Annotated in this window: 12 protein-coding genes; 6 read left to right on the top strand and 6 right to left on the bottom strand. The window is 71.8% G+C overall.

All coding sequences use genetic code 11. The annotated features are described in order from the left end of the window. Positions 1-2 precede the first annotated feature (2 nt). Genes OG735_RS37010 through OG735_RS37020 form a run of 3 tightly spaced genes read right to left on the bottom strand, consistent with a single transcriptional unit; the run spans position 3 to position 5,008 of the window. The gene (locus OG735_RS37010) at positions 3-2,750 is read right to left on the bottom strand and encodes a hypothetical protein (RefSeq protein WP_327327515.1); all 2,748 of its coding nucleotides are present in this window, start codon (positions 2,748-2,750) and stop codon (positions 3-5) included. Between the two features lie 30 nt (positions 2,751-2,780). Continuing rightward, entirely contained in the window at positions 2,781-3,344 is a 564-nt protein-coding gene (locus tag OG735_RS37015) for a hypothetical protein (protein WP_327327516.1), read from the bottom strand. 11 nt (positions 3,345-3,355) lie between these two features. Beyond that, positions 3,356-5,008, bottom strand: a complete 1,653-nt coding sequence (locus tag OG735_RS37020) for a hypothetical protein (protein WP_327327517.1) — start codon at positions 5,006-5,008, stop codon at positions 3,356-3,358. Positions 5,009-5,378: 370 nt separating this feature from the next. Between OG735_RS37020 and OG735_RS37025 the strand changes: the two genes are divergently transcribed. From OG735_RS37025 to OG735_RS37040, 4 genes are all read left to right on the top strand, one after another. Continuing rightward, positions 5,379-9,254: a CHAT domain-containing protein gene (locus tag OG735_RS37025; RefSeq protein WP_327327518.1), complete on the top strand. Its 3,876-nt coding sequence runs from the start codon at positions 5,379-5,381 to the stop codon at positions 9,252-9,254. A 1-nt stretch (position 9,255) separates the two neighbouring features. After that, the gene (locus tag OG735_RS37030; protein WP_327327519.1) at positions 9,256-11,139 is read left to right on the top strand and encodes a caspase family protein; all 1,884 of its coding nucleotides are present in this window, start codon (positions 9,256-9,258) and stop codon (positions 11,137-11,139) included. Between the two features lie 511 nt (positions 11,140-11,650). Beyond that, positions 11,651-12,379: a Crp/Fnr family transcriptional regulator gene (locus OG735_RS37035; protein WP_327327520.1), complete on the top strand. Its 729-nt coding sequence runs from the start codon at positions 11,651-11,653 to the stop codon at positions 12,377-12,379. A gap of 43 nt (positions 12,380-12,422) precedes the next feature. Continuing rightward, on the top strand, positions 12,423-13,856 hold the full coding sequence (locus OG735_RS37040; protein ID WP_327327521.1) for a hypothetical protein: 1,434 nt from the start codon (positions 12,423-12,425) through the stop codon (positions 13,854-13,856). Positions 13,857-13,905: 49 nt separating this feature from the next. Here the strand turns inward: OG735_RS37040 and OG735_RS37045 are convergent, their stop codons facing one another. Both OG735_RS37045 and OG735_RS37050 read right to left on the bottom strand, forming a co-directional pair. Beyond that, entirely contained in the window at positions 13,906-14,598 is a 693-nt protein-coding gene (locus OG735_RS37045) for a sigma-70 family RNA polymerase sigma factor (protein WP_327327522.1), read from the bottom strand. A 137-nt stretch (positions 14,599-14,735) separates the two neighbouring features. Further along, a complete protein-coding gene (locus tag OG735_RS37050) occupies positions 14,736-15,443 on the bottom strand; it encodes a hypothetical protein (RefSeq protein ID WP_327327523.1) in 708 nt (235 codons plus the stop codon). 309 nt (positions 15,444-15,752) lie between these two features. Between OG735_RS37050 and OG735_RS37055 the strand changes: the two genes are divergently transcribed. Beyond that, positions 15,753-16,868, top strand: coding sequence for an MFS transporter (locus OG735_RS37055; protein WP_442812551.1), 1,116 nt, complete (start codon positions 15,753-15,755; stop codon positions 16,866-16,868). After that, entirely contained in the window at positions 16,865-17,938 is a 1,074-nt protein-coding gene (locus OG735_RS37060) for a sugar ABC transporter permease (protein ID WP_327327525.1), read from the top strand. The genes OG735_RS37055 and OG735_RS37060 overlap by 4 nt, the downstream gene beginning before the upstream one ends. 289 nt (positions 17,939-18,227) lie before the next feature. On the opposite strand, the gene OG735_RS37065 is transcribed toward OG735_RS37060, so the two are convergent. Next, positions 18,228-19,370 (bottom strand): acyl-CoA dehydrogenase family protein, encoded by a 1,143-nt coding sequence (locus tag OG735_RS37065; protein ID WP_327327526.1) that lies wholly within the window; start codon positions 19,368-19,370, stop codon positions 18,228-18,230. Positions 19,371-19,584: the final 214 nt, after the last annotated feature.

Consider the following 19,584-nt stretch of genomic DNA (forward strand, 5'->3'; position numbering starts at 1 on the left):
GGTCAGTCGACGCTCCAGGTCCTGATGAGGTGGTCGATCGGCTGCTCGACGTACTCGCGGTACTCGTCGGCGCCGCCGTCACCGTCCGGTGAGCCGCCGGGTGGATGGCCGGCCGGACCGCCGAAGAGACCGTCGCCCGGCGGGTCCTGACGGGGCGGCACGATGTCGCTCTCCTTGAGGAGGGCCGCAGATGCCTGGTCGTACACCGGGATGAGCTGCTCGGTGACCACACCGAGCAGTTCCTCCAGATGGTCCGTGACCGTCCGGGCCGCGGCTACCGCCGTGTGCTGGCGCAGTTCAACCACCCGCAACGGGTGCCGTTCCCGCTCCTCGATGTGCTCCTCGAGGTCCCGCATCAGGTGGTGCCAGGCCAGTGCGTGGTGCGGCCGGGCGGGGAAACGGCTTTCCAGCTCGCTCCTGTCCCACTCCCGGTGGTCGAGCCTCGGCATGATCTTTCCGACCGTCTTCTCGGGGTCGAGACAGGTCCAGAGATGCCCCAGCTGCCGGCGGGCCTTCGCCGATCCGCCGCGGCGCCGGGAGTAGAGCTCGATCAGCAGCGAGCGCGTATCGGGTTCGGCGAACCACTCGCGGAGCGCGGCGAACTCCTGCTGCCAGTGGGCGGCCCAGTCCTGGCACCACTCACGCAGCCCGTCGTTGCCGTTCCTGCTCCACTCCTGGACCGTCTGCCGGAAGTTCTCGACGAAGATGCCGGATGAGTCCTCCGCCGGGTCCGCGTCCCCGAGGATGTCGTCCGGGGCGTCGGAGCCCGCGTCCCCGGAATCGAAGTAGTCCTCCCAGATGGTCGTATCGGCCGCGGGCAGCCTGCTCTTGGTGACCAGATGCTGCTGGTCCCGGTCGGCGCGCTCCAGCAGCTGGTGCCACTGCGTCCACTGGAAGACGTCCTGGTGCACGGCGGCGGCGGTCGTCGCCAAGCCCGGCGGCCGGGCCAGGGTTCCCGTAACCCCGGCCTCGCCGTAATCCGGTGCCGCGCCGCCGTCCTCGGCGAGCGGGTCGGGGCTGTGCAGCGCGTGCAGGGCGGGGCGCACCCGCTTGTCCAGCAGGTAGCGCAGCTCGGCGAACATCTCCGTGATCTCCCGGTACGCGGCGTTCTCGCCTGCCGCGGAGCGGTGTATCTGGCGCTGGAGCGTGAGCAGTGCCGCGTTCAGCTTCCGCCGTGAGCGCTCGGCACGTTCCAGCTTCTGCGCCACGCCGTTCTTCCGTACGTGCTCCTCGATCAGCGTGCGCAGATGGCCGACGCCGCCGTCCTCGTCGTACGCGCGCAGCCGTGGCGTCCAGGCATTGGCGGGCTCGGTGGCCTCCAGGCGGGCCGCGATCGGCTCCCATGGGCGTTCGCCGGGCGGCGGAAGCTTGCCGATGGCGGCGCGGACGCGGTCGCGGGTGTGGTCGGAGAGGTTGGTGTACGACAGCTCGTAGCGGCGTATCGCGGGGATCGCCGAGGTCACGACGATGCCGTCCTGGCGTCCCCGGACGAACTTGCTGCCGTAGACATGGATTCCGTTGAGCTCGTCCGCGTGCCGCAGCAGCTGGGGCAGCGGCAGTTCGGAGCCCGGGAGGGCGGCGAGGGACGGAAGGTGCGTCCGGTCGAAGATGTTGGAGGCGACCAGCGCGGCCTGGCCCAGGGCCTCCGGGGTGCGGCCGTCCTCCAGGAGCATGTCCCAGAATTCGGAGGCTCCCTTGGACTGCGGGCGGGCGGAGAGAAGGACCAGCAGGATGGTGTGTACGTCGACGAGCACACGCCGGCTCAGCGACTTGTCCCTGCCGTACGAGCCCGCCGCTCCGATGCCGGGGAAGTCCAGGAACCGCAGCCGGTGTTCGGTCAGCAGACCGCCCAGGGCCCAGTGGTCGGGGGAGACCGTGACCTCCTGGACCACCCGCTCGATCAGCGGGAAGCTGCGGCTGAGCGCATCGCCCACTTCGCTGCGGACGTTCTCGCGGTTGAACGGCTGGATGGTGAGCTTGGGTGGTGTGGGAGGAGTTACCTTCTCGGCCGGGAGCTTCAGGGCCTCGTTGACGATCCGCCGTTTGACGGAGACGCTCTGCCCGAGAACGCTCAGCTCTCCCTGCTGACTGAGCAGTGCGTCCCTGATCCGGCACAGCTCGACCACGGTGTCCCGGTGGGTGTCGTCGATGACCTCGGGCGGCACCGGGCGGGTTCCCGCGCCCGGTGGGGCCGGCCACAGACACGGGTACCAGCTGTCGAAGGGCGCCCAGCCACGCGGATCGGCCACCGGGTCGTATCCGGCGAGGGCGGTGCCCGCGCCCAACTCCGGATGCCTCTTGTCCAGTTTGGTGATCAGACTGGAGAGGATGTCCTGTACGCAGCGGCTGAGCTGCGCCTCGCTCAGATAGCGGATTTCGGTGTCATCTGCCGCCCGGGTGGGGCTGCCGGGCTCGCCCGCGGTCAGCGACAGCACGGTGATGTTGCCGGTGGTGGGGCGTTCCTCGGCCGGCAGCAGATCGGGGCAGCCCAAGAGGGTGCCGAGCAGCAGGGACTTGCCCACGCTGTACTCCCCGACGACGCCGATGGTGACGGGGGAGATGGCCCGGTCCAGCAGCTCCTGGGCGGCTTCCCGGACCCGGTCCCGGGCGGCGTGGCACTCCGGGGTGTCGGGTATCTCCTGGTCCCGGAGCATGGTCTGGGCATCCTCGGCGTACCGCTGCAGATCGGCGAGAGCGGTGGGCGAGGACGTGTGGGAACCTGTGGCGGCTGATGCGGATGAGTGGGGCACGGCGACTCCGCGGTGAGTGCGGTGAGTGGGTCAGTGGAGCAGGAAGAACAGCTCGATCTCGGCGGTGCCGGACGGAACGCCGGGGTCCGTGTTGTGGTAGCTGCGGATGATCTTCTCGTCGTAGGGCGGGAAGAAATCGGGTGCGGCGGCGGGCAGCAGTTTGGCGACGGCTTCGGCATACGCCGTGCTTGACCGGGTGTCGACCGCGCCGCCCGGGAGTCGTCCGGCGTTGCCGAAGACGATGACGAAGGCGGCCCGCTCGCCCTGGAACTGCATGGCCTTCTGGACGACTTGGCGTCGAATGCTCGCGGCGGCCCCGTCCGAGCCGCCGATGAGGTCCTCCGGGTCGGTGCGTACGGTGATCGACTCGGTGTCCGGATCGAGCCCGCCGGCCGGGGCCGCCGGGCTGCTCGGCGCAGGGGCCGGGATCGCGGGCGTCAGTGACGGCGCCGGCGTACTGGTGGGGCCGGCCGTGAGCTCCGGCCGAATGCGCGCACCGGCGCCTTCCGTCATCTTCTCGCCGCCCAGCGCCACGACCACCATGACCAGCAGCAGATCGGCGAAGAGCCACCCTGCCAGCCGTGCCCCCGACATGCCGCGTCTCCTCATCGGTCCCCCTCGCCGGCCGCCCGCGCGCTCCGGGGATCACCGGCGGGTTCGGGGCGGGCCTGCTTCCTTTCGGCGCCCGCTCCCGGCCCGGCGGGTGGACGGAGTCCGGGCAGGGGCAGGCTCAGCGTCGGCGGGGAGGGCGGGGAGGGCGGGGCGGGTGGGCCCGCGGCCAGGGTGTCGGCGAGGGACCGCAGTGCGCCGTGCAACTCCTCGACCGTTTCGAGCAGCCGGGTGTGCGCCCGGGTCAGGCCGTTCTGCTGGGTGAGAGTGGCTTCGCGCAATTCCGCGATGCGGGCGGCCAGTTCGGTGGTGACGGTGTGCACCTCCTCGCGCAGCGAGACGGCCAGGGCCGCGACCGCAAGGTCGTAGGCGGTGCCGATGCGTTCGGCGCCCTCTGCGGCCGCGCGTTCGAGGGCGGCCGGCAGGGCCGCCAGTGTGCGGTCGAGACCGCCGAGCGTCGCGGTCAGGACCTGAGCCGACTCGGCCGTCGCGGCGCGCACGGCGGTGAGGGATCCGGTCACCTCCTGCACGGCCTGGCGCATCCACTGCGCCGTGCGGTCGGCCGCCGCGGTTTCCCGTTCCCGTGCCTCGCGCGCGGCCTTGTCGATCCGGTCGGCGGTCAGCTGCCCGGCGCTGCCCATCCGTTCCGCAGCCAGCCGGCCTGCGCGGTCCATGCCTTCAGCCATGGCGCTGCCCGACTTGGCGAGCTCGTCCGTCAGCAGCCGGGAACCGGCCGCCACCTCGCCGGCCGCCTGTGTGGTGGCGTGTACGGACTCCCGTACGTCCGCTGTTCCCGCCCGCAGCTCGGCCACGGCCGACTCCAGAGCCTTGACGGCGGCGAGGTGCTGCTCCGCGGCCCCACCGGCCTCGCTGAGGAGCCCGTGTGCGCGTTCCTGGACATCGGCCGCCCGGACCAGCAGGGCCCGCAATCCCGTGGCCGCGCCCTGGAGTTCCTGGGCGAAGTGGGCGGGGGAGGCGTGCGCGGCTCGTGCGGCCAGCGCCTCGACCTGGGCGAGCGCTCCCGACAGTCGGGGAACGACCAGCCGCCGTTCCGTCTCCTCCGCCGTGTCCCTGAGGCGGCTCAGCACGGTGGTGCCCATCAGTGCCAGCAGGGCGATGACGGTGTAGACGACCATCATGTCGAAGTGCAGGACGGGCCAGAGGTGGCCGTCGAAGCCCTGCTGCCACAGGGTGAGGAACGACTCGGACGGGCCGGCGTCGGCGCCTTCGCCGGAGTCCCGCATCCGCTGGTATGCGTAGGCGGCGGCCCCCAGCCCTGCCCAGGTGACCAGCAGCGGGGCGAAGACCAGTACGGAGGGCAGCGCATGGAGGAACCGCCGCGCTCCGCCGGACTCCGCGGCGGTCGCGGCTGTGAGCGCGTCCGGCCCGCAGTACGCGGCGACCAGTCCGCCGCCCGCCCACATGCGCAGTTCGTCCTCGCTGCCGCTGTTCACCGCATCCGCGAGACGGCGCAGCGCCTCGCCGTGCACCGCACAGAGCGGGTGGCCGGCCAGATCACGCAATTCGGCCGCGAGGCGCTTGGGTTCGTGATGCGTCGGGCCTGCCGTGAAATGCCCGGCGACCGTGGTGGCACCATGGCCGCCGCGAGCGCGGGCCGATGGCCCGCGCAATTGTTCCAGCCAACCCATGGTGCTCCCCCCGCCGGGCCTGGACCGGTCTGAAATATGCCATCGGTCGGCAGGCGACAACCAGTCGTATTGCGGAATTGGTTGCGGGGATGTGCGGTATCCAGGGTGGTGCGGAATCGTGTGGCGGTCGACTCCTTGTGGGGCGGAAATGGACGCAGCTCGGCGAGTGGTTCGAGCGATGCCAGGATCGTATTTGTTTTGTCTGGGAATCGATTCTGAATGTGTCGTTAAATGACCGATCGATTGATCGAGATTGTTAGGTGCGGCCTGTGAAATCCACAACCATGGCCCATTCCGCGAATCCGCCGCTACGGTCGGCAACCTGGCGCTCCGTCGGACGGGAATGCGGGGGAGTGGGGGGGGTAAAACCATGGCCAAAACCAGGCAGGGTGTAACCGTGGGGGACGGCGAGAACGCCGAAGCCATCGGCCGGCTGACCGCGCTGCTGCTCATCGAGCGGCGGGGAACCGATCCCGTCGTCCGCCGTCCCGGCGAGCCGGCCCCCCGGGACGACGAGTCGCTGGGTATATGGCTCGCGTCGGCGGCCGCACTCGCGGCCGGTGAACCCAAGCGGGCCCTGGCCATCCTGGAGGAACCGACACAGGGCGCCTCAGAAGGGACGACCCCGCCCAGGGCACACGCTCACGTGCGGCCGTCACCGTGGTCTCCGCTCTCGTGGGCCCTGCGGACCGCCGCGGTCGCCATGGACAGCAATTGGCAGCCCGGCACCTCGTTGGTGCCCCTGCGGCCCGAGGCCGAAGTCGCGCAGTTCAAGGCCGGCGAGGGAATCGAGACCGCCATGGCCTCGGCCACCGACCCGCGGCTGCGACTCTGTGCGCACCTCGCGGGACGCGTCACTCCGGTCCTGCTCTCCTCCCGTATGACGCTCGGTCACGCCGCGGGGGCGGCCGATGCCCAGGCGCGAACGGTCCAGTACGGAGTGCGCGCCCACTGGACGGAGCGGGATCTCTCGGCGGACGCCCGGGAACCGCTGAAGTGGTTCGACGGCCTGTACGAGGAGATCGCCGCCACCGGCCACGCGGATGCCGCAGCCTGCCATCTGCTGCTCGCCGCGGACCTCCGCGTCCGGGCCGGTGACCGGCACGCGGCCGAACCCCTGCTGCAGCACGTGGGGCAGAACGCCCCGAGCCCCGCGACCGCCGGCTTCGCCGCGCTTCTCACCGGCGACTGGCGCCTGGGATCGCCGGGAACGGCGGAACAGTGCGCCGCCGTACCGCACCCGCCGGATCCGGAAGCACTGTTCCTGGCTGCCGAGCACTACGAGCGGGCCGACGCGGCGTACCAGGAGGCCGGATCGCTGCGGGGCCGGGCCGCGGCGCTGCTGCGCCTCGCCCACATCCATCGGCTCCGGGGCGAACTGGATGAATGCCGCAGGACCGTCGCGTGCGCACGGGAATTGGCGGTCGCGGCAGGTGACGGAGCGTACGCCGCGCTGCTCGGCGTCCACCAGGAGCTCGACCTGATCGCGACCGGCGCCGACTCCGGAGCACAGACGGACCCGGGGGAGCGGGCCGAGACTGCCGAGTCCGTCGTGAGCTGGGCGCGTACGGCCGGGAGCACGTCATGGCTGCGAGGCATCCGGCAACTCGTCCTGGAGCGGGCGGAGTTCTGGGGCAGGCAGGGGGACGTTGTCCGGAGCAGGCGAGCCGCACTGCTGGCTCACCGGCTGGCTCCGGAGCCGGACGGCACCGCCGAGGGCATGGCGACCGCGGCGGCGAGCACCTATCTGCGGGCCCGGCACCGGCTGGCCGGCATCGTGCTGACCGATCTGGAGCAGAAGGACCATCTCGCACAGCTCCGGCGCAGGACCGATCAGGGCGAGCCGCCCGAACTGGCGGACTGCCTGGGCGCCATCCACTCCGCCAAGATCTTCCACGACCAGGCGTCCGCCCTGCGGGACCCCGAGGTGATGGCCGCCTCGCGATCCCGTATCGAGATCGCGATCAACGTAGGAACCCGCTTTCTGGCCGACGTCGAACCGGTGGAGACGATCCTCGGCATGCTCCGTTCCGACCTCGCGTCCTGCCCGGCCCAGGAGACCTTTTTCCGGTCTCGCCGCTCCGAATCGGCAGGTCTGGAGGAGGAGGCCGACCGCCTCGCCCGGCAGGCCCTGGGGGAGGCCGAGCGGATCCCGGACGAGACGATCCGGCGCGTCCTGCGCTGTGCCGTTCACGTCGATCTGCGGGAGTGGGGCAGGGCCAGGGCCGAGATGGAGGCGGTCGAGCCGAAGCTCTCCGCCATCCAGGCGGCTGGACTCTGGCTGCGTCTGCGCCGGCCCGAACGCGCCGCCCCTCATGTGCCGTTCATCGGCGCCGCCGGCCCGGACCAGGACCACCCCTGGGAACGGCCGGGGATCCATGCCGACCTCGCCCTGGCGAGGGGTGCGTACGGCGAGGCCGCCGGCCACGCCCTGCTGGGGCTCGACGCCTACGAGGAGCATCACATCAAGCTGGCCCGCGACGCACTGCGCGCCTCCTTCGCCGACGACCAGGTGGTGGCCGGCCTGCACCACACCGCGGTGCTCTCCCTCCTCGCACTCGGCGGTCCCGCCGCGCCGGCCGCCGCTTTCACCCGGGCCGAGCGGAGCCGCGCCGGATTCCTCGACGCCGTCCACGCCCTCGACGCCGCCGGCACGGACCGAACCGCCGTCGCTGCCGTCAGGAACTGGCTGGCCGCCGAGGTGCGCTGGTCCGCGGAGTTCGAGGAACACGCGGCCACCCTCCGCAGCCGGGTGGCTCCGCCGGGCCCGGCCGGCTCATCCGTCGAAGGCAGCGCGCGGCCCGCTTCCAATGCGTCGGCACCTGTGGACGCTCGACACCCGGCACGGGCCGCAGGGCGCGGGCCGCAGGCGGTCGCGGGAGACGACGCGCTCGGGACTCCCGGTACGTGGACGCACGAGGGCGGCGGGACGGAAGCGGGCGCCAGGACGGAAGAGGAAGTGCGGCGGGGGCGCATCGAGGAGGCGGAGCGGGCTCTGGATGTCGCCGAGGCGGAGGTACGGACGCTGGTTCCGGCCGCGCTCACGGCGTCCGGCGGCAGCGCGCTTCCGGACGCCGCCGCCGTGGCCGCGGCACTGCCTCCCGGCACTCTGCTCCTCGCCTACCACCTCTTCGACAACACGCTCGTCGCCTGGGCGATGACCCGTGAGACGCTGCTCGCCGAGCGCCGTACCCGGTGGGCCCACGCCATGGTGGCGGCAGCGCGACGCTTCCACGGCTGGTGCTCCACGGCGGGTGGGAGCGCCGGCGAAGCCGACGGCCGGGAGCTGGCCGAGCTGCTGCTGCGGCCCTTCGCCGCTCAACTCCGGCATCACCGGCGGGTGATCGTGGTTCCCCCGGCCGCACTCTCACTGCTGCCCTTCCACGCCCTGCCCTGGAACGGCGATGTCCTCGGTGCCACCCACGAGGTGTCGTACCTTCCCGCGGCCTCGCTCCTCACCAGGCACCGTGCGCCTGACCGGCCCTGGTCGGAGCTCGGCGCCCTCCTGGTGGGCGCCCCGGCCTGCGACCCCCGGCACGGGCTGCGGGAGCTGCCGGGCACCGCGGCCGAAACCGCCGAGATCGCCCGGCTGATGCCCCGTCACCGGCTCCTGACCGGTGCCGAAGCCACCCGTGCCAAGGTGCTGGACGCGGCGCCCGGCTGCGAGGTGCTGCATCTCGCCGCGCACGGTCTGATCGACGAACTGGCTCCGAACCGCAGTCGGCTGCCGCTCGCCGGGGACGATTTCCTCGGCCTCGCCGACCTGCTGGCCGCCGCTCATGGGCCGCAGCTGCTGGTGCTGTCCGCCTGCGACACCGGGCGCGGCAGCGCCACCGCGGGCGGCGATGTCCTGGGGCTGACCCGGGCCGCCCTGATCACCGGGGCGCGGCATGCCGTGGTCTCGCTCTGGCCGGTCCGCGACAGCACGGGCTGCCTGGTCGTCACCAAGGCATACCGGCACCTCGTCCACGATCCGGCCGCCTCCGTCGGTGGGGCGCTGGCCCGCGCCCAGCGCGAGGTGCGTGACCTGTCCGGCGCCGAACGGGACGAGGAGTTCGGCGCGTTGACGCGCCGTGCCGGAGTCCGCGCGGGACCGGCGTCCCGCGCCCGGTCCTCGGAAGCGTCCATGCCCCCGGCTTCGGCCCCGTCCACGTCCCCGGCCCGGGACAGCGAACCGCTGCGTCATACGGACGCAGACGACCGGCACCCGTACCACTGGGCGCCCTTCATCCATGTGGGGGTATGAGATGACGCTACGAGCGGTCCTGATCGGTGCCCAGACCTACGGACTGACCGGCGTCCACGCCGATGTGGAGCTGATGCACGCGGTGCTGAGGAACCATGGATTCACCGACGTACGGACCTGTACGGAAGAACTGGCCAGTTACGCGGGAATCAAGACGGCCCTGAGCCGGCTCGGGGAGGCCACCCGGCGGGGCGACGGTGTGGTCGTGTACTACTCGGGGCACGGCGCACTGCTGGGCGAACTGCAGTATCTGGTGCCCGTCGACATGGCCGACAGTAATCCCACCGACTTCCGTGGCTATCTGGCCGAGGAACTCACCGCCGCCGTCCGCGTCCTCACCGATGTCACCCCCAATGTCACCGTCATCCTCGACTGCTGTCACTCCGGCGGTGCGGTACGGGAGGCGGCGTACGAGTCCGGCCGGTGGGCACTGAAATCGGTGGAGCTGCCCCGAGTCGCCCGGGCCGCGGGGCTCGAGCGCGCGGCCGCCCTCTCGCGTCCGGGCGACCCGCTGGTCCCGAACGTCGTACGGCTGACGGCATGTCAGCAACACGACTCGGCGTACGAGGCCGAACTACGCCCCGGAGCCGGGCGGCAGGGCGTATTCACCGCGGCCCTGGCCAAGGTGCTCGATCCGCGACGGCATCCCCCCGTGCCCTGGTCGGTGCTGGTCGCGCACGCCCGGGACCGCATCAAGCAACAGCAGGTGCGGCAATGGCCCGACGCCGGAGGACCCTCGGGACGGCTGCCGTTCTCCCTGGAGGAGCCCCCCGAGCCCGAACGGCTCCCGCTGGTGCGGCGGGACGGCCGGTTCGTCGTTCCCGGCGGCGCCGTCTTCGGTCTCGGCATCGAGGACACCGTCAGCATGGTGTTCCCCGGCGGTCAGCCGGAGGGCGGCGGCCGGGAGACCTCCATGGCGGCGACCGTGGAGGTGATGAAAGCGGGGGACGCTCTGCTGTGCACGCCGCAGTCCGCCGCGCCCCGGCCGGCGGCGGGTGAGCTGCTCACGGCGACGCTTCCGCCCGGCTCGTACGCGCTTCCGCTGCGGGTCCACGACCGCCGGCATGTGCTCATCGACGCCCATGACCTCTTCGCCGAGGCGCTGCGCAAGGAGCTCGCCCGCTGTCCACGGCTGGCCGAGACCGGGGACGAGCGGGAAGCCTTCGCCACCGTGCGCGCGCGGAACGGGACGTGCGAAGTGCTGAACGCGGAGGGGCAGCCTTTCCGGAAGCCGTCCGGAACCGCCCACTCCGATCCGGCCCGGCTGACCGCCCTGCTGGAGGAGCTGGCCCGGGGCGAACGCGTACGCCGGCTTCGTGACCCGGAGGGCGCGGGCCGTCTGGACGCCGGCCCGGAGGTCCGGTTCGAGGCTGAGCATCCGGCCGGGAGCGGCGACTGGCGGGTGCTGCGCCCGGTGGGCGAGCGGCTGTACGACGGTGACAGCTACCGGGTCACGGTGGCCAACCACTGCGGTGTGCCCCTGTATTTCTGGGTGATCGGCGTCGGACTGAGCGGTCGCACCGCCCTGGTGACCAACGACCAGCCCAGCGGTTACCGGCTCGAACCCTGCGGGGACGCGCACAGAAGCACCCGCACGACTGCCTCCGTCAAGATCTACTGGCCCTCCGATGTCCCCGCGCAGGGTCCGCGGCCGGAGACCGTGCATCTCCTCGTCGGCGACCGCCCGATGGACCTCAGGGGTCTGGCGTCGCGGGATGCCCCCTCCCGGTCCGCGTGCAGGACCGATCCCGCCCTGGGAGCGCTGCTGCAGGAGGTCTGGTACGGCGTCCGGGACCAACTGCTGGACGTGGGCGAGGAGTTCCACTACCGCGTGTGGACCGTGCACGCGGACGCGCTGCCCCAGCCGCAGGAGTCCGAGACGTGATGCAGCTGCTTTCGATGGTCCGTATGAGGAAGGCGGACCGCATGGCCGAGGAGCGGCGCCGGGCGGAGGCGTACAAGCTGTAAGTTGACCGCTTTCCACCAGCACCTCGCCGCGGGAGCGACTACCTGGGAGTCGCTGCGCCATGCCGTACGGGAGACCAGGCGCTGTCACACACGGCCGGTGGACTGGGCGGGGTTCACCCTGCTTGGCTCCCCGGATCTACGGCTCGCTCCGGCGCCGAGGGTCTGACCTTTGCCAGGGGCGCGGGCTGCGGTGGGAGCCACGGGACTACGGGGACCCGGTTGGCCGCCGACGGCTGGGTCCCCGTGCCGTCCCCCCGTGCAGTCAGCATGCACCGCCCGCGGCGGCGCCTTCCCGCAGCGCTGCGGAATTGCGAAGGCCACCGGGCACAACTCTCGTGCGGGAAAAGGGGTGTTCACCATGGCCAACCGACTACGATCGGTTCGCCACAAGTGCCGGAGAAGTCCGAGAGGCCCGGGGAGGTGCCGTGATGCCGGAGAGGTACACGGAAGGCCCGGGCTCCGCAGACCGGTGGCCCCACGGCACCTTCCTGGCCGAGCTGGCCGGCTCCCCGGAGGCCGCGAAGACTCTGCTCTCGCTGGGGACTCCACGCTCGTACGAACCGGGCGAGATCCTGTTGGCCGAGGGGCTGCACGAGACCTTCGTCCTCCTGCTGCTGAGCGGTGTCACCAAGGTCACGGCGGTCACGGAGAACGGCGACATCGCACTGCTGGCCGTCCGGCTCGGCGGGGATCTGGTGGGTGAGTTCGCAGCCTTCGACAACCGGCCCAGATCTGCCACGGTCACCGCCGCAAGCGCGGTGACCGCCCGGCGCATCGGGCAACAGGACTTCCTCGGCTGCCTCGACCGCTGTCCCGCCGCCGCACTGGCGGTCAGCCGGATGCTGGTGCGCAAGAACCGGTGGTCGGTGCGGCGACGGGGCGACTTCAGCGGCTGTCCGGTGGCGACCCGGGTCGCCCGGGTGCTCGTCGACCTGGTCGAGGACTACGGGCAGCCCTCGCGCGGCCACGTCCTGATCGGGCCGCGGCTCACCCAGGTGGAGATCGCCGGACTGGTCGGCGCCAAGGAACGCCGCGTGCACCACGTGCTCGGGGCGCTGGCCGAGCAAGGAGTCATCCGGGTCGGCTACAGCCGGGTGACCGTCCTCTCCCCGGCCGGACTGCGCCGCGCCGCCCGTCTGACGGAGCCGGACAGCTGACAAGAGGTGCCCACCGCACAGGAAATGAGGGGGAGTCAGGGACGTGGGGGAAGACGGCACGGAGTACGAGGAACCGAACGGCGGTGCCGGGAGTGTCAATAGGGCCTACGACGACCAGACCCACGACGACGTACTGGCGACCACGGATCTGCTTGCCGTCGACGGTGTGGTGTCCAAGGGGCGTCAGCACGTACGCGACCGGATCGGCGGTGCTTCCCTGGGGCGCCCCCTCGGCTATGCCCTTCCCGGGGCAGACCTCCAAGGGGCCGCCGACGGCGGTGTCGCGGCAGCCGCCACGCACCGTGACATCCTGCTCTGCTTCCCCTTCGACCTGGAGGAACTGCCGGAGGGACGCGGCTACCAGCAGGTATCCCTCGCGGTCCGGCTCGACGACGGAACACACGCCCTCACCCTGCATCCGGCCCCCGGTACAACCGCTGCCGACGGAACGGAGGTTGCCGCGTTCGGACTCGGCCGGGACAGACTCCGCTGGACCTTCCGGGCCCCGGGACGCAGCGGCGCGCTCCGCCCCGACGGCCGCTGGGCACAGGCAGTCGTACGCCTGCCGGGAACCGCGGCCGAGGTGTCCGGCCGGCTGAGCCTGACCACGGTGACCGTGCAGCCGGTGCTCGGCGGGACCTTTCTGCGCAGGGAGGCGGAAACCCCGTACGACACACCGTTCCGACTCCAGGTGGCCGAGGTCTGGCCGGCCGCCACCCCGCTCGCGCACCCCGGGGCCCTCCCCGGCGCCTGGGCGCTCTGCGCATACGAGGAAGGTGCCTCTGAGGAGGGTGCCTCTACGGACGGCGAGGAGGCCGGCCCGGACAGCAGGGAACTGCCGCCGGGTCTGCGGCGGCTCTGCCTCGCCGTCGACATCGAGAAGTACAGCGCGCGTGACAACGCCGACATGGTCAGGTTGCAGCGTGTCCTGCTGCGAACCCTGCGCTCCGCCTGCGAGCAGGCCGGCATCGAGTGGCGGCACTGCGGCCGGCAGGCCCAGGGCGACGGCTATCTGCTCGTGCTGGAACCCGGTATCGACGAGACCAGGGTCGTACCGCGACTGCTGGACGGCCTGGCCGCAGGACTGGCTGTGGCCAATGCTCCGGCCACTGCCTCGGACAGGACGAAACCCGGAGGGCGAGCCGCAGACTCGCGGGTTCCCGGCAGCATCCGTATGCGGGCCAGCCTGCACCAGGGCATCGTCCACGAGGCGGACAGCGGCTACGCGGGCTCCGCCGTGGTCGCTCTCTTCCGCGTCCTCGACTCCGGTCCCGTACGCCGTGCCCTCGCCGAAACCCTCTCCACCCACCTGGTGGTCGCTTTCTCCGACGCGCTCTACCAGGATCTGGTCGCCACCGGTTACGAAGGCCTGTCGGCCACCGGTTTTCGGCGCGTGGAGATTCATGTCGAGGCCAAGAGCTTCACCGGCGTGGCGTGGATCCGCGCGATGCACCCAGGCGTCACGAGGGGGTGCTGATGCGCAGCAGCGGATCGGCACCCCCTCGGCGGTTGACCTCCGTGTGACCTCAGGCCGCCGCAGCGGCGAGAGTTGGCGCGCGATCGGCATGCGGACGGCTCGGGATCAGTCGCTCCGCCCCGCCTTGAGCGGCGGGAGTCTCGGCTTCCCTGAGCAGTTCGATCAGTGAGGTGCGGGCGCGGGCCACGCGTGAGCGGACGGTGCCGATCGGGCACCCTATGGTCGCGGCGGCATCTGCGTAGGGGAGCCCGAGGAGTTGGGTGAGTACGAACGCTTCGCGGCGTTCGGCCGGGAGGACCGCCAGGAGTTCGGCGAGCGCGATTCCGTCCTCGAAGCCGGGCAGGTCGCGTGGCTGTGCCCGTTCGGCGGCGGACTGCCAGTCGTCCCTGTCCGACACCTTGGGGCGGGCGGCGGTGTAGCGGAGGCTGTCCACGACGGTGCGCCGGGCGATGGAGAGCAGCCAGGTACGGGCGGAGGAGCGGCCCTCGAACCGGTGGAGGCTGCCGAGCGCGCGCAGAAACGTGTCCTGGGTGAGGTCGTCGGCTGCTTGGGGGTCGGCGCTGAGGTAGGCCACATAGCGCCAGACGTCGCGGTGCAGGGCGCGGACGAAGCGGTCCACGGCGTCGGGGGCGCCGTCGCGTGCGGCGAGCGCCAGGCGCGTCACCGGTTCGTCGGCACCGTGTGTGTGACGCGAGGGCCTTGCGTCGGCGGTGGCTCGGTGTTGGGGCAGGGCAGGGGTCATCGTCTGATGTCCTTCTGGAAATCCGGGAACCGGCACCGCGCGGTGGGGCGGGCCGGTGAGTCGTACGGCACTGCCGATGGGCGGCGCCGATGCCCGAGACGCGCGGTGGCACACCAGCACGTTCGGGAAACCAGCTGTCAGATGACAGCGGTCCCGGACGGTGGACCCCGTGAGGTGATGGCGTGGCTGAGCAGAAGCTGCCGCAGTGGGCGGGTCCTGCGGTCACGCCGGGCGCGGACGCGTGGCCGATGAGGTGGCGTGGGGAGACGGAACAGCGGGCGCAGCGGGGCGACGAGCCATCCGGCGACGGCGCGCAGGAGGCTGAAGGCGGCCTGTTCTCCGTACGCGAGCCAGAGGCCGCACAGGAGCGCGGCCAGCAGGTGGGCGCCAAGCATCCCTGCCGGAGACATGCCGACGATGTCGTGCCCGGCAGACATCGTCGTGCCGTCCGTCATGGCCATGGCTGTGGCGCCGGGGGGCGGCTGGTGAAGGTGGTGGCCGAGCCCGGCGTCGGTCATGACCCGCACGGCTTCGGAAGGAGGGACAGCGCCGGATTCCGTCGCCCTGCACAGCAGGTACCGGGCCCACTGTTGGGCGAGTGAGGCACTGTCGGACACCGAAGGATGAACCGCTGCCTGAGCCAGTGAGAACCCGGTGTGCAGTGCCGCTTGGGCGGCGACAACTGTCGACGTGACGCTGAGAACGCTGCGTTGCCGGTCGGCGAGGATCCAGGCCGTCGCGGCTGTAGTGGCGAACCCGGCGGACATGGCCCACCAGGGGACCGCCACCCCCGACATCAGGAGGTGGCCGAGTGCTGCGAGCAGCACGCAGGTGGCTGCGAACACCGCAGCCCGTACCGCGCGACAACATCGACCCGGAGTCATGGCGAGTTCATCCTTGCATCCCCCTCGTGGTCACCATGCGTGGGTACGCAATGTTCCGGTGCCGACCTCACTCGGAGGCATGTGGCGCAGGCCACAACTGGCGTAGGGAACTTCAGCGTTGAGCGGGCCGACTCCTGACGTGGCCCGAGGGGAGTCCAGTTGGGTGGAACGGAGACATCGGTGGGGGCAGAGCAAGGGGCGCAGACGGCGTCAGCAGCAGGAACCGATGGTCGGTTGACGGCGCTGCTCACCTGCGCCATGGCGTTCTCAATGATGCAACTCTTCCTGCTCGGGGCGCTCGGCCCGCGCCTGGTGGACGAACTGGGTATCTCACCCACGGTGCTGGGCCTGACGACGACGATCGGCTTCGGGACAGCGGCGGTGCTGTCCCCGGCGGGCGGGCGGATCGTGGACCGGATCGGCCCGAGGCGCGCGCTCGTTGCGCTGCTGCTGGTGTCCGCCGCCGCGCTCGCGCTGATCGGTGCGGCGCCCGGTGCCGGGTTCCTCCTCGTGGCGGTTGCGCTGGGCGGTCTGCCTCAGGCCCTGGCCAACCCGGCGACCAACAAGGCGATTCTGGCCGGCGTTCCGCCGGTCCGGCGGGGCTCGGTGACCGGGATGAAGCAGTCGGGGGTGCAGCTGGGTGCGTTCGCGGCCGGGCTGCCCCTGACGGCGCTAGCCGCAGGCGTCGGCTGGCGTGGCGCGGTGTGGACCGCGGCCGGCACGGCGGTGGTGGCGGCCCTGTGGACGCTGCGTGCGCTGCCTGTCGATCCTCCGGTGAAGGGGGCGGGTTCTCGGTCGTCGCTGGTGCCGCGGGGAGCCATCGCCTGGCTGACGGTGTTCTCTCTGCTGCTGGGCTGCGGAATCGCATCGGTCAACACCTACTTGGCGCTGTTCGGCGCGCAGCGACTCGGCTTGGGGCCCACCGCGGCCGGCGCCCTCGTGGCGGTGCTGGGCGTGGCGGGGATCGCCGGCCGGGTGGGCTGGTCGAAGGCGGCCCGGCCGGGGCGCGCCGAATGGCTGCCGGGATGGCTCGCGGCCGGTGCGGTCGGAGCGGCTCTGCTCCTGGCGGCCGCGTTGCTCGTGCATCCGTTGGTGTGGATGGCGGCGGTGGCAGTGGGCGTGTTCGCCGTGTCGGGCAATGCCGTCTCCATGGTGCTGGTCATGCAGCGCGCCGCCCCCGGCCGGACCGGCCAGGACTCGGCGCTCGTCTCCGCCGGGTTCTTCGCCGGCTTCGCCGTAGGTCCGCCGGTCTTCGGCGTACTCGCGGAAGCCGGTCACTACGGGCCCGGCTGGCTGCTGGTCGCCGCGGAATTCGCGGCAGCCTGCGCAGTCGCGATGACCTGGGCGGTACGGGAGCGACGGCAGCGCACGGTGAGTCCGGCGTGACCCCGGCCGACCGGGTCGAGCGCGCACTGGAGGACGTCCTCGACCGGGCCGCCGTCACCGCGGCCGAAGTCGGCCATCGCTTCCCCCTGTTCGCCGACCCGGACACGGGCCGCTGGGTGACCACCGGCCGTGGTTCGTGGACCGGTGGGTTCTGGGCCGGGCTGCTGTGGCTGCGGGCCCGGCACACCGGCGACGAGGCCGACCGGGCCCTCGCCTCCGCGTGCACGGCGCGGCTGGCCGGCTGGGTGGAGGCCGACACCGCCACCCGTGGTCTGATCCACTGGTACGGAACCGCTCTGGCCGTCGGTGATGCCGGTGCGGAAGAGCTGCGCAACCGAGCCGCCCGGGCCTGTCTGACCGCGCTGGACCCCGAACTCGGTCTGGTCCCCTGGGGATCTGCGTTCGGTGGACCCAGGTTGCTGGCCCGCGTGGACGGAGTCCCCGGCATGGTGCCGTTGCTCGCCACCGCGGGCCTCGAGGGCGCCGCGGCAGCCGCCTCCCACCTCCACCGGCATATCGACCTGTGCGTCCGCGAGGGGTTGGCGCCGGCCCTGCGTTTCGAGGCGGACACGGGCTGGCAGGCATGCGACGATCCGCCGCCCGGCTGGAGCCGGGGGCGGGCATGGCTCTTGCTGGCAGTGGCCGACGCGTTGCACCGCCCCGGCGCCGCTGGGTGGAAGCCGGCCCGTTTGGAGGGCGTGGCAGCGCAGTTGGCCGCCCCGCGGACGGGGTCTGCCCGACGAATCGTTCCCCTGGCGGACGAGGCATGGCCCGACGGCCCGGTGGACACTTCGGCCGCCGCGATCACGGCGGTCGCGCTGCTGAAGCTCGCCCGCATCCCAGGACCCCGGGCGGCGGAATACTCCCACCGCGCCGTCGTGATCCTGGACCGGCTGGTCACCGCACATCTCACGGGGCGGGACGGGACCCGGCCGGCCGGCATGCTGCTGGACGGCTGCTACGACGTCGGGCGGGGTGCCGCCGTACGGCACGAACTGGTGTGGGGCGACTTCTTCTTGGCCCTCGGGCTCGCTGCCCTCACCGGACTGGTCGACGTCCGGGAGGTGTAGCCGGACAGCCGGTTCACATGGCTTCGACGCCTGAGGTGTAACCCGGAGTCGACCGGCAGATCGCGATGCTGTGCCCGGCCTACGACATCCACGGGGCCGTCGTGCGGCCGTGTCGGTTCGGTCATGGGGTCCTCCCGCGATGACCTGTCCGGCGCGGGTCCGCGCTGAGTGCACTGCCCGGTGCGGGGGCCGACACCCGGTGCCGAGGCGCCCGGTACGGGATGCTCGGTGCGGACGGGGCCGCGGCCGGCAGCCCGGGGGTCGTACTGCGGGCACCTCAATTCCATTGTCATGGACGGCCGCCGCTTCGTCCGCCCGAGGAGGAGGTGCGCAGTACCCGCCGTGCGACGGACGTGATGTGCAGCTCGTCCGGGCCGTCGAGGATTCGGGCCGCACGGCCGGTACGGAAGAGCGCGGGCAGGGCTGTGTCGGGGCCGAGTCCGGCCGCGCCATGGATCTGGATGGCGGCGTCCGTCACCTGCTGAAGCATGCGGGCGGCGGCGACCTTGGCCAGGCCGACCTCCACATGCGCATCCAGCCCGCCGGCGATGAGTGCCACGGCCTCGTGGACCAGTGGGCGGGTGGTGCGCAGAGCGAGCAGCGACTCGAAGACATGCTGCTGAACCAGTTGATGGCCGGCGAGCGGACCACGTGACCCGGCGCGGGTGTTGGCGCGCTCACACATCAGCTCGAAGGCCCGCTGGGCCTGACCGAGCCAGCGCAGGCAGCGCAGGGCCCGGCCCAGTTGGAGCCGTTCTCCGGCGATGGCGAGAGCCTTGCCGCGTTCGCCGATCAGATGGTCGCCGGGGACGGTGACATGGTCGAGTTCGATCTCCCATTGGCCGCCTGCACCGAGGACGGGCAGTTCGCGTACGACGCGGAATCCGGGGGAGTCGGTGGGGACCACGACGAGGGAGAGCCCCTCACGGTCGGAGGGCACTCCGTCGGTTCGGGCGAGCACCGTGACCAGGTCGGCGTCGGCGGCTCCGGAGGTGAACCACTTGCGGCCGCTGACGGCCCAACTCCCGTCCGCCTCCTGCACGGCGCGGGTACTGGTCATCAAGGGATCCGTGCCCTGGACCTCCCTTTCGGTCATCGCGAAACAGGTGCGGAGCTCCCCGGCCACCAGCCGTTCGAGGTACAGGTCGCCTATCCGGGCGCAGCCGTGGCGCTGCAGCATCAGCACGTCCAGCATCGGTGCGGAGCCCAGGGCGGCCGGCCCGTGGTCGCTCGCTCCCTCGGCCTCTGCCAGTTGGGCGTACTCCGACAGGTGCAGGCCCTGGCCGCCCAGATCTGCGGGCAACGGCAAGGCCCACAGACCCTGTTCCTTGGCCTGGGTCCGAAGGTCACGCAGGGTGGCTGCGGCGATCGGGCCTCCTGCGTCCAGTACGGGCTCGCACGGCATCACCCGGCTGCGTACGAACTCCGTCACCCGGGCCCCCAACTCGAATGTCCGGGGCGAACATTCCGGAAGTCCGACCGCCAATCGGCCTCGGCTCTGCACCACTTTCCTCCAGTCTGCGGGGAACCCATGGGAACGACAGTCCGACTGTCTCTCCGTGGAACTGGTCGGGCGTGAAGGCGCCCTGGTTCCCGCGTTCCGCACATCCCCATGCGTCGGCCACCGCCGCGCCAGGAGAGGAGAG

The organism is Streptomyces sp. NBC_01210 (assembly GCF_036010325.1).
In the GTDB taxonomy this organism is placed as follows: Bacteria; Actinomycetota; Actinomycetes; order Streptomycetales; family Streptomycetaceae; genus Streptomyces.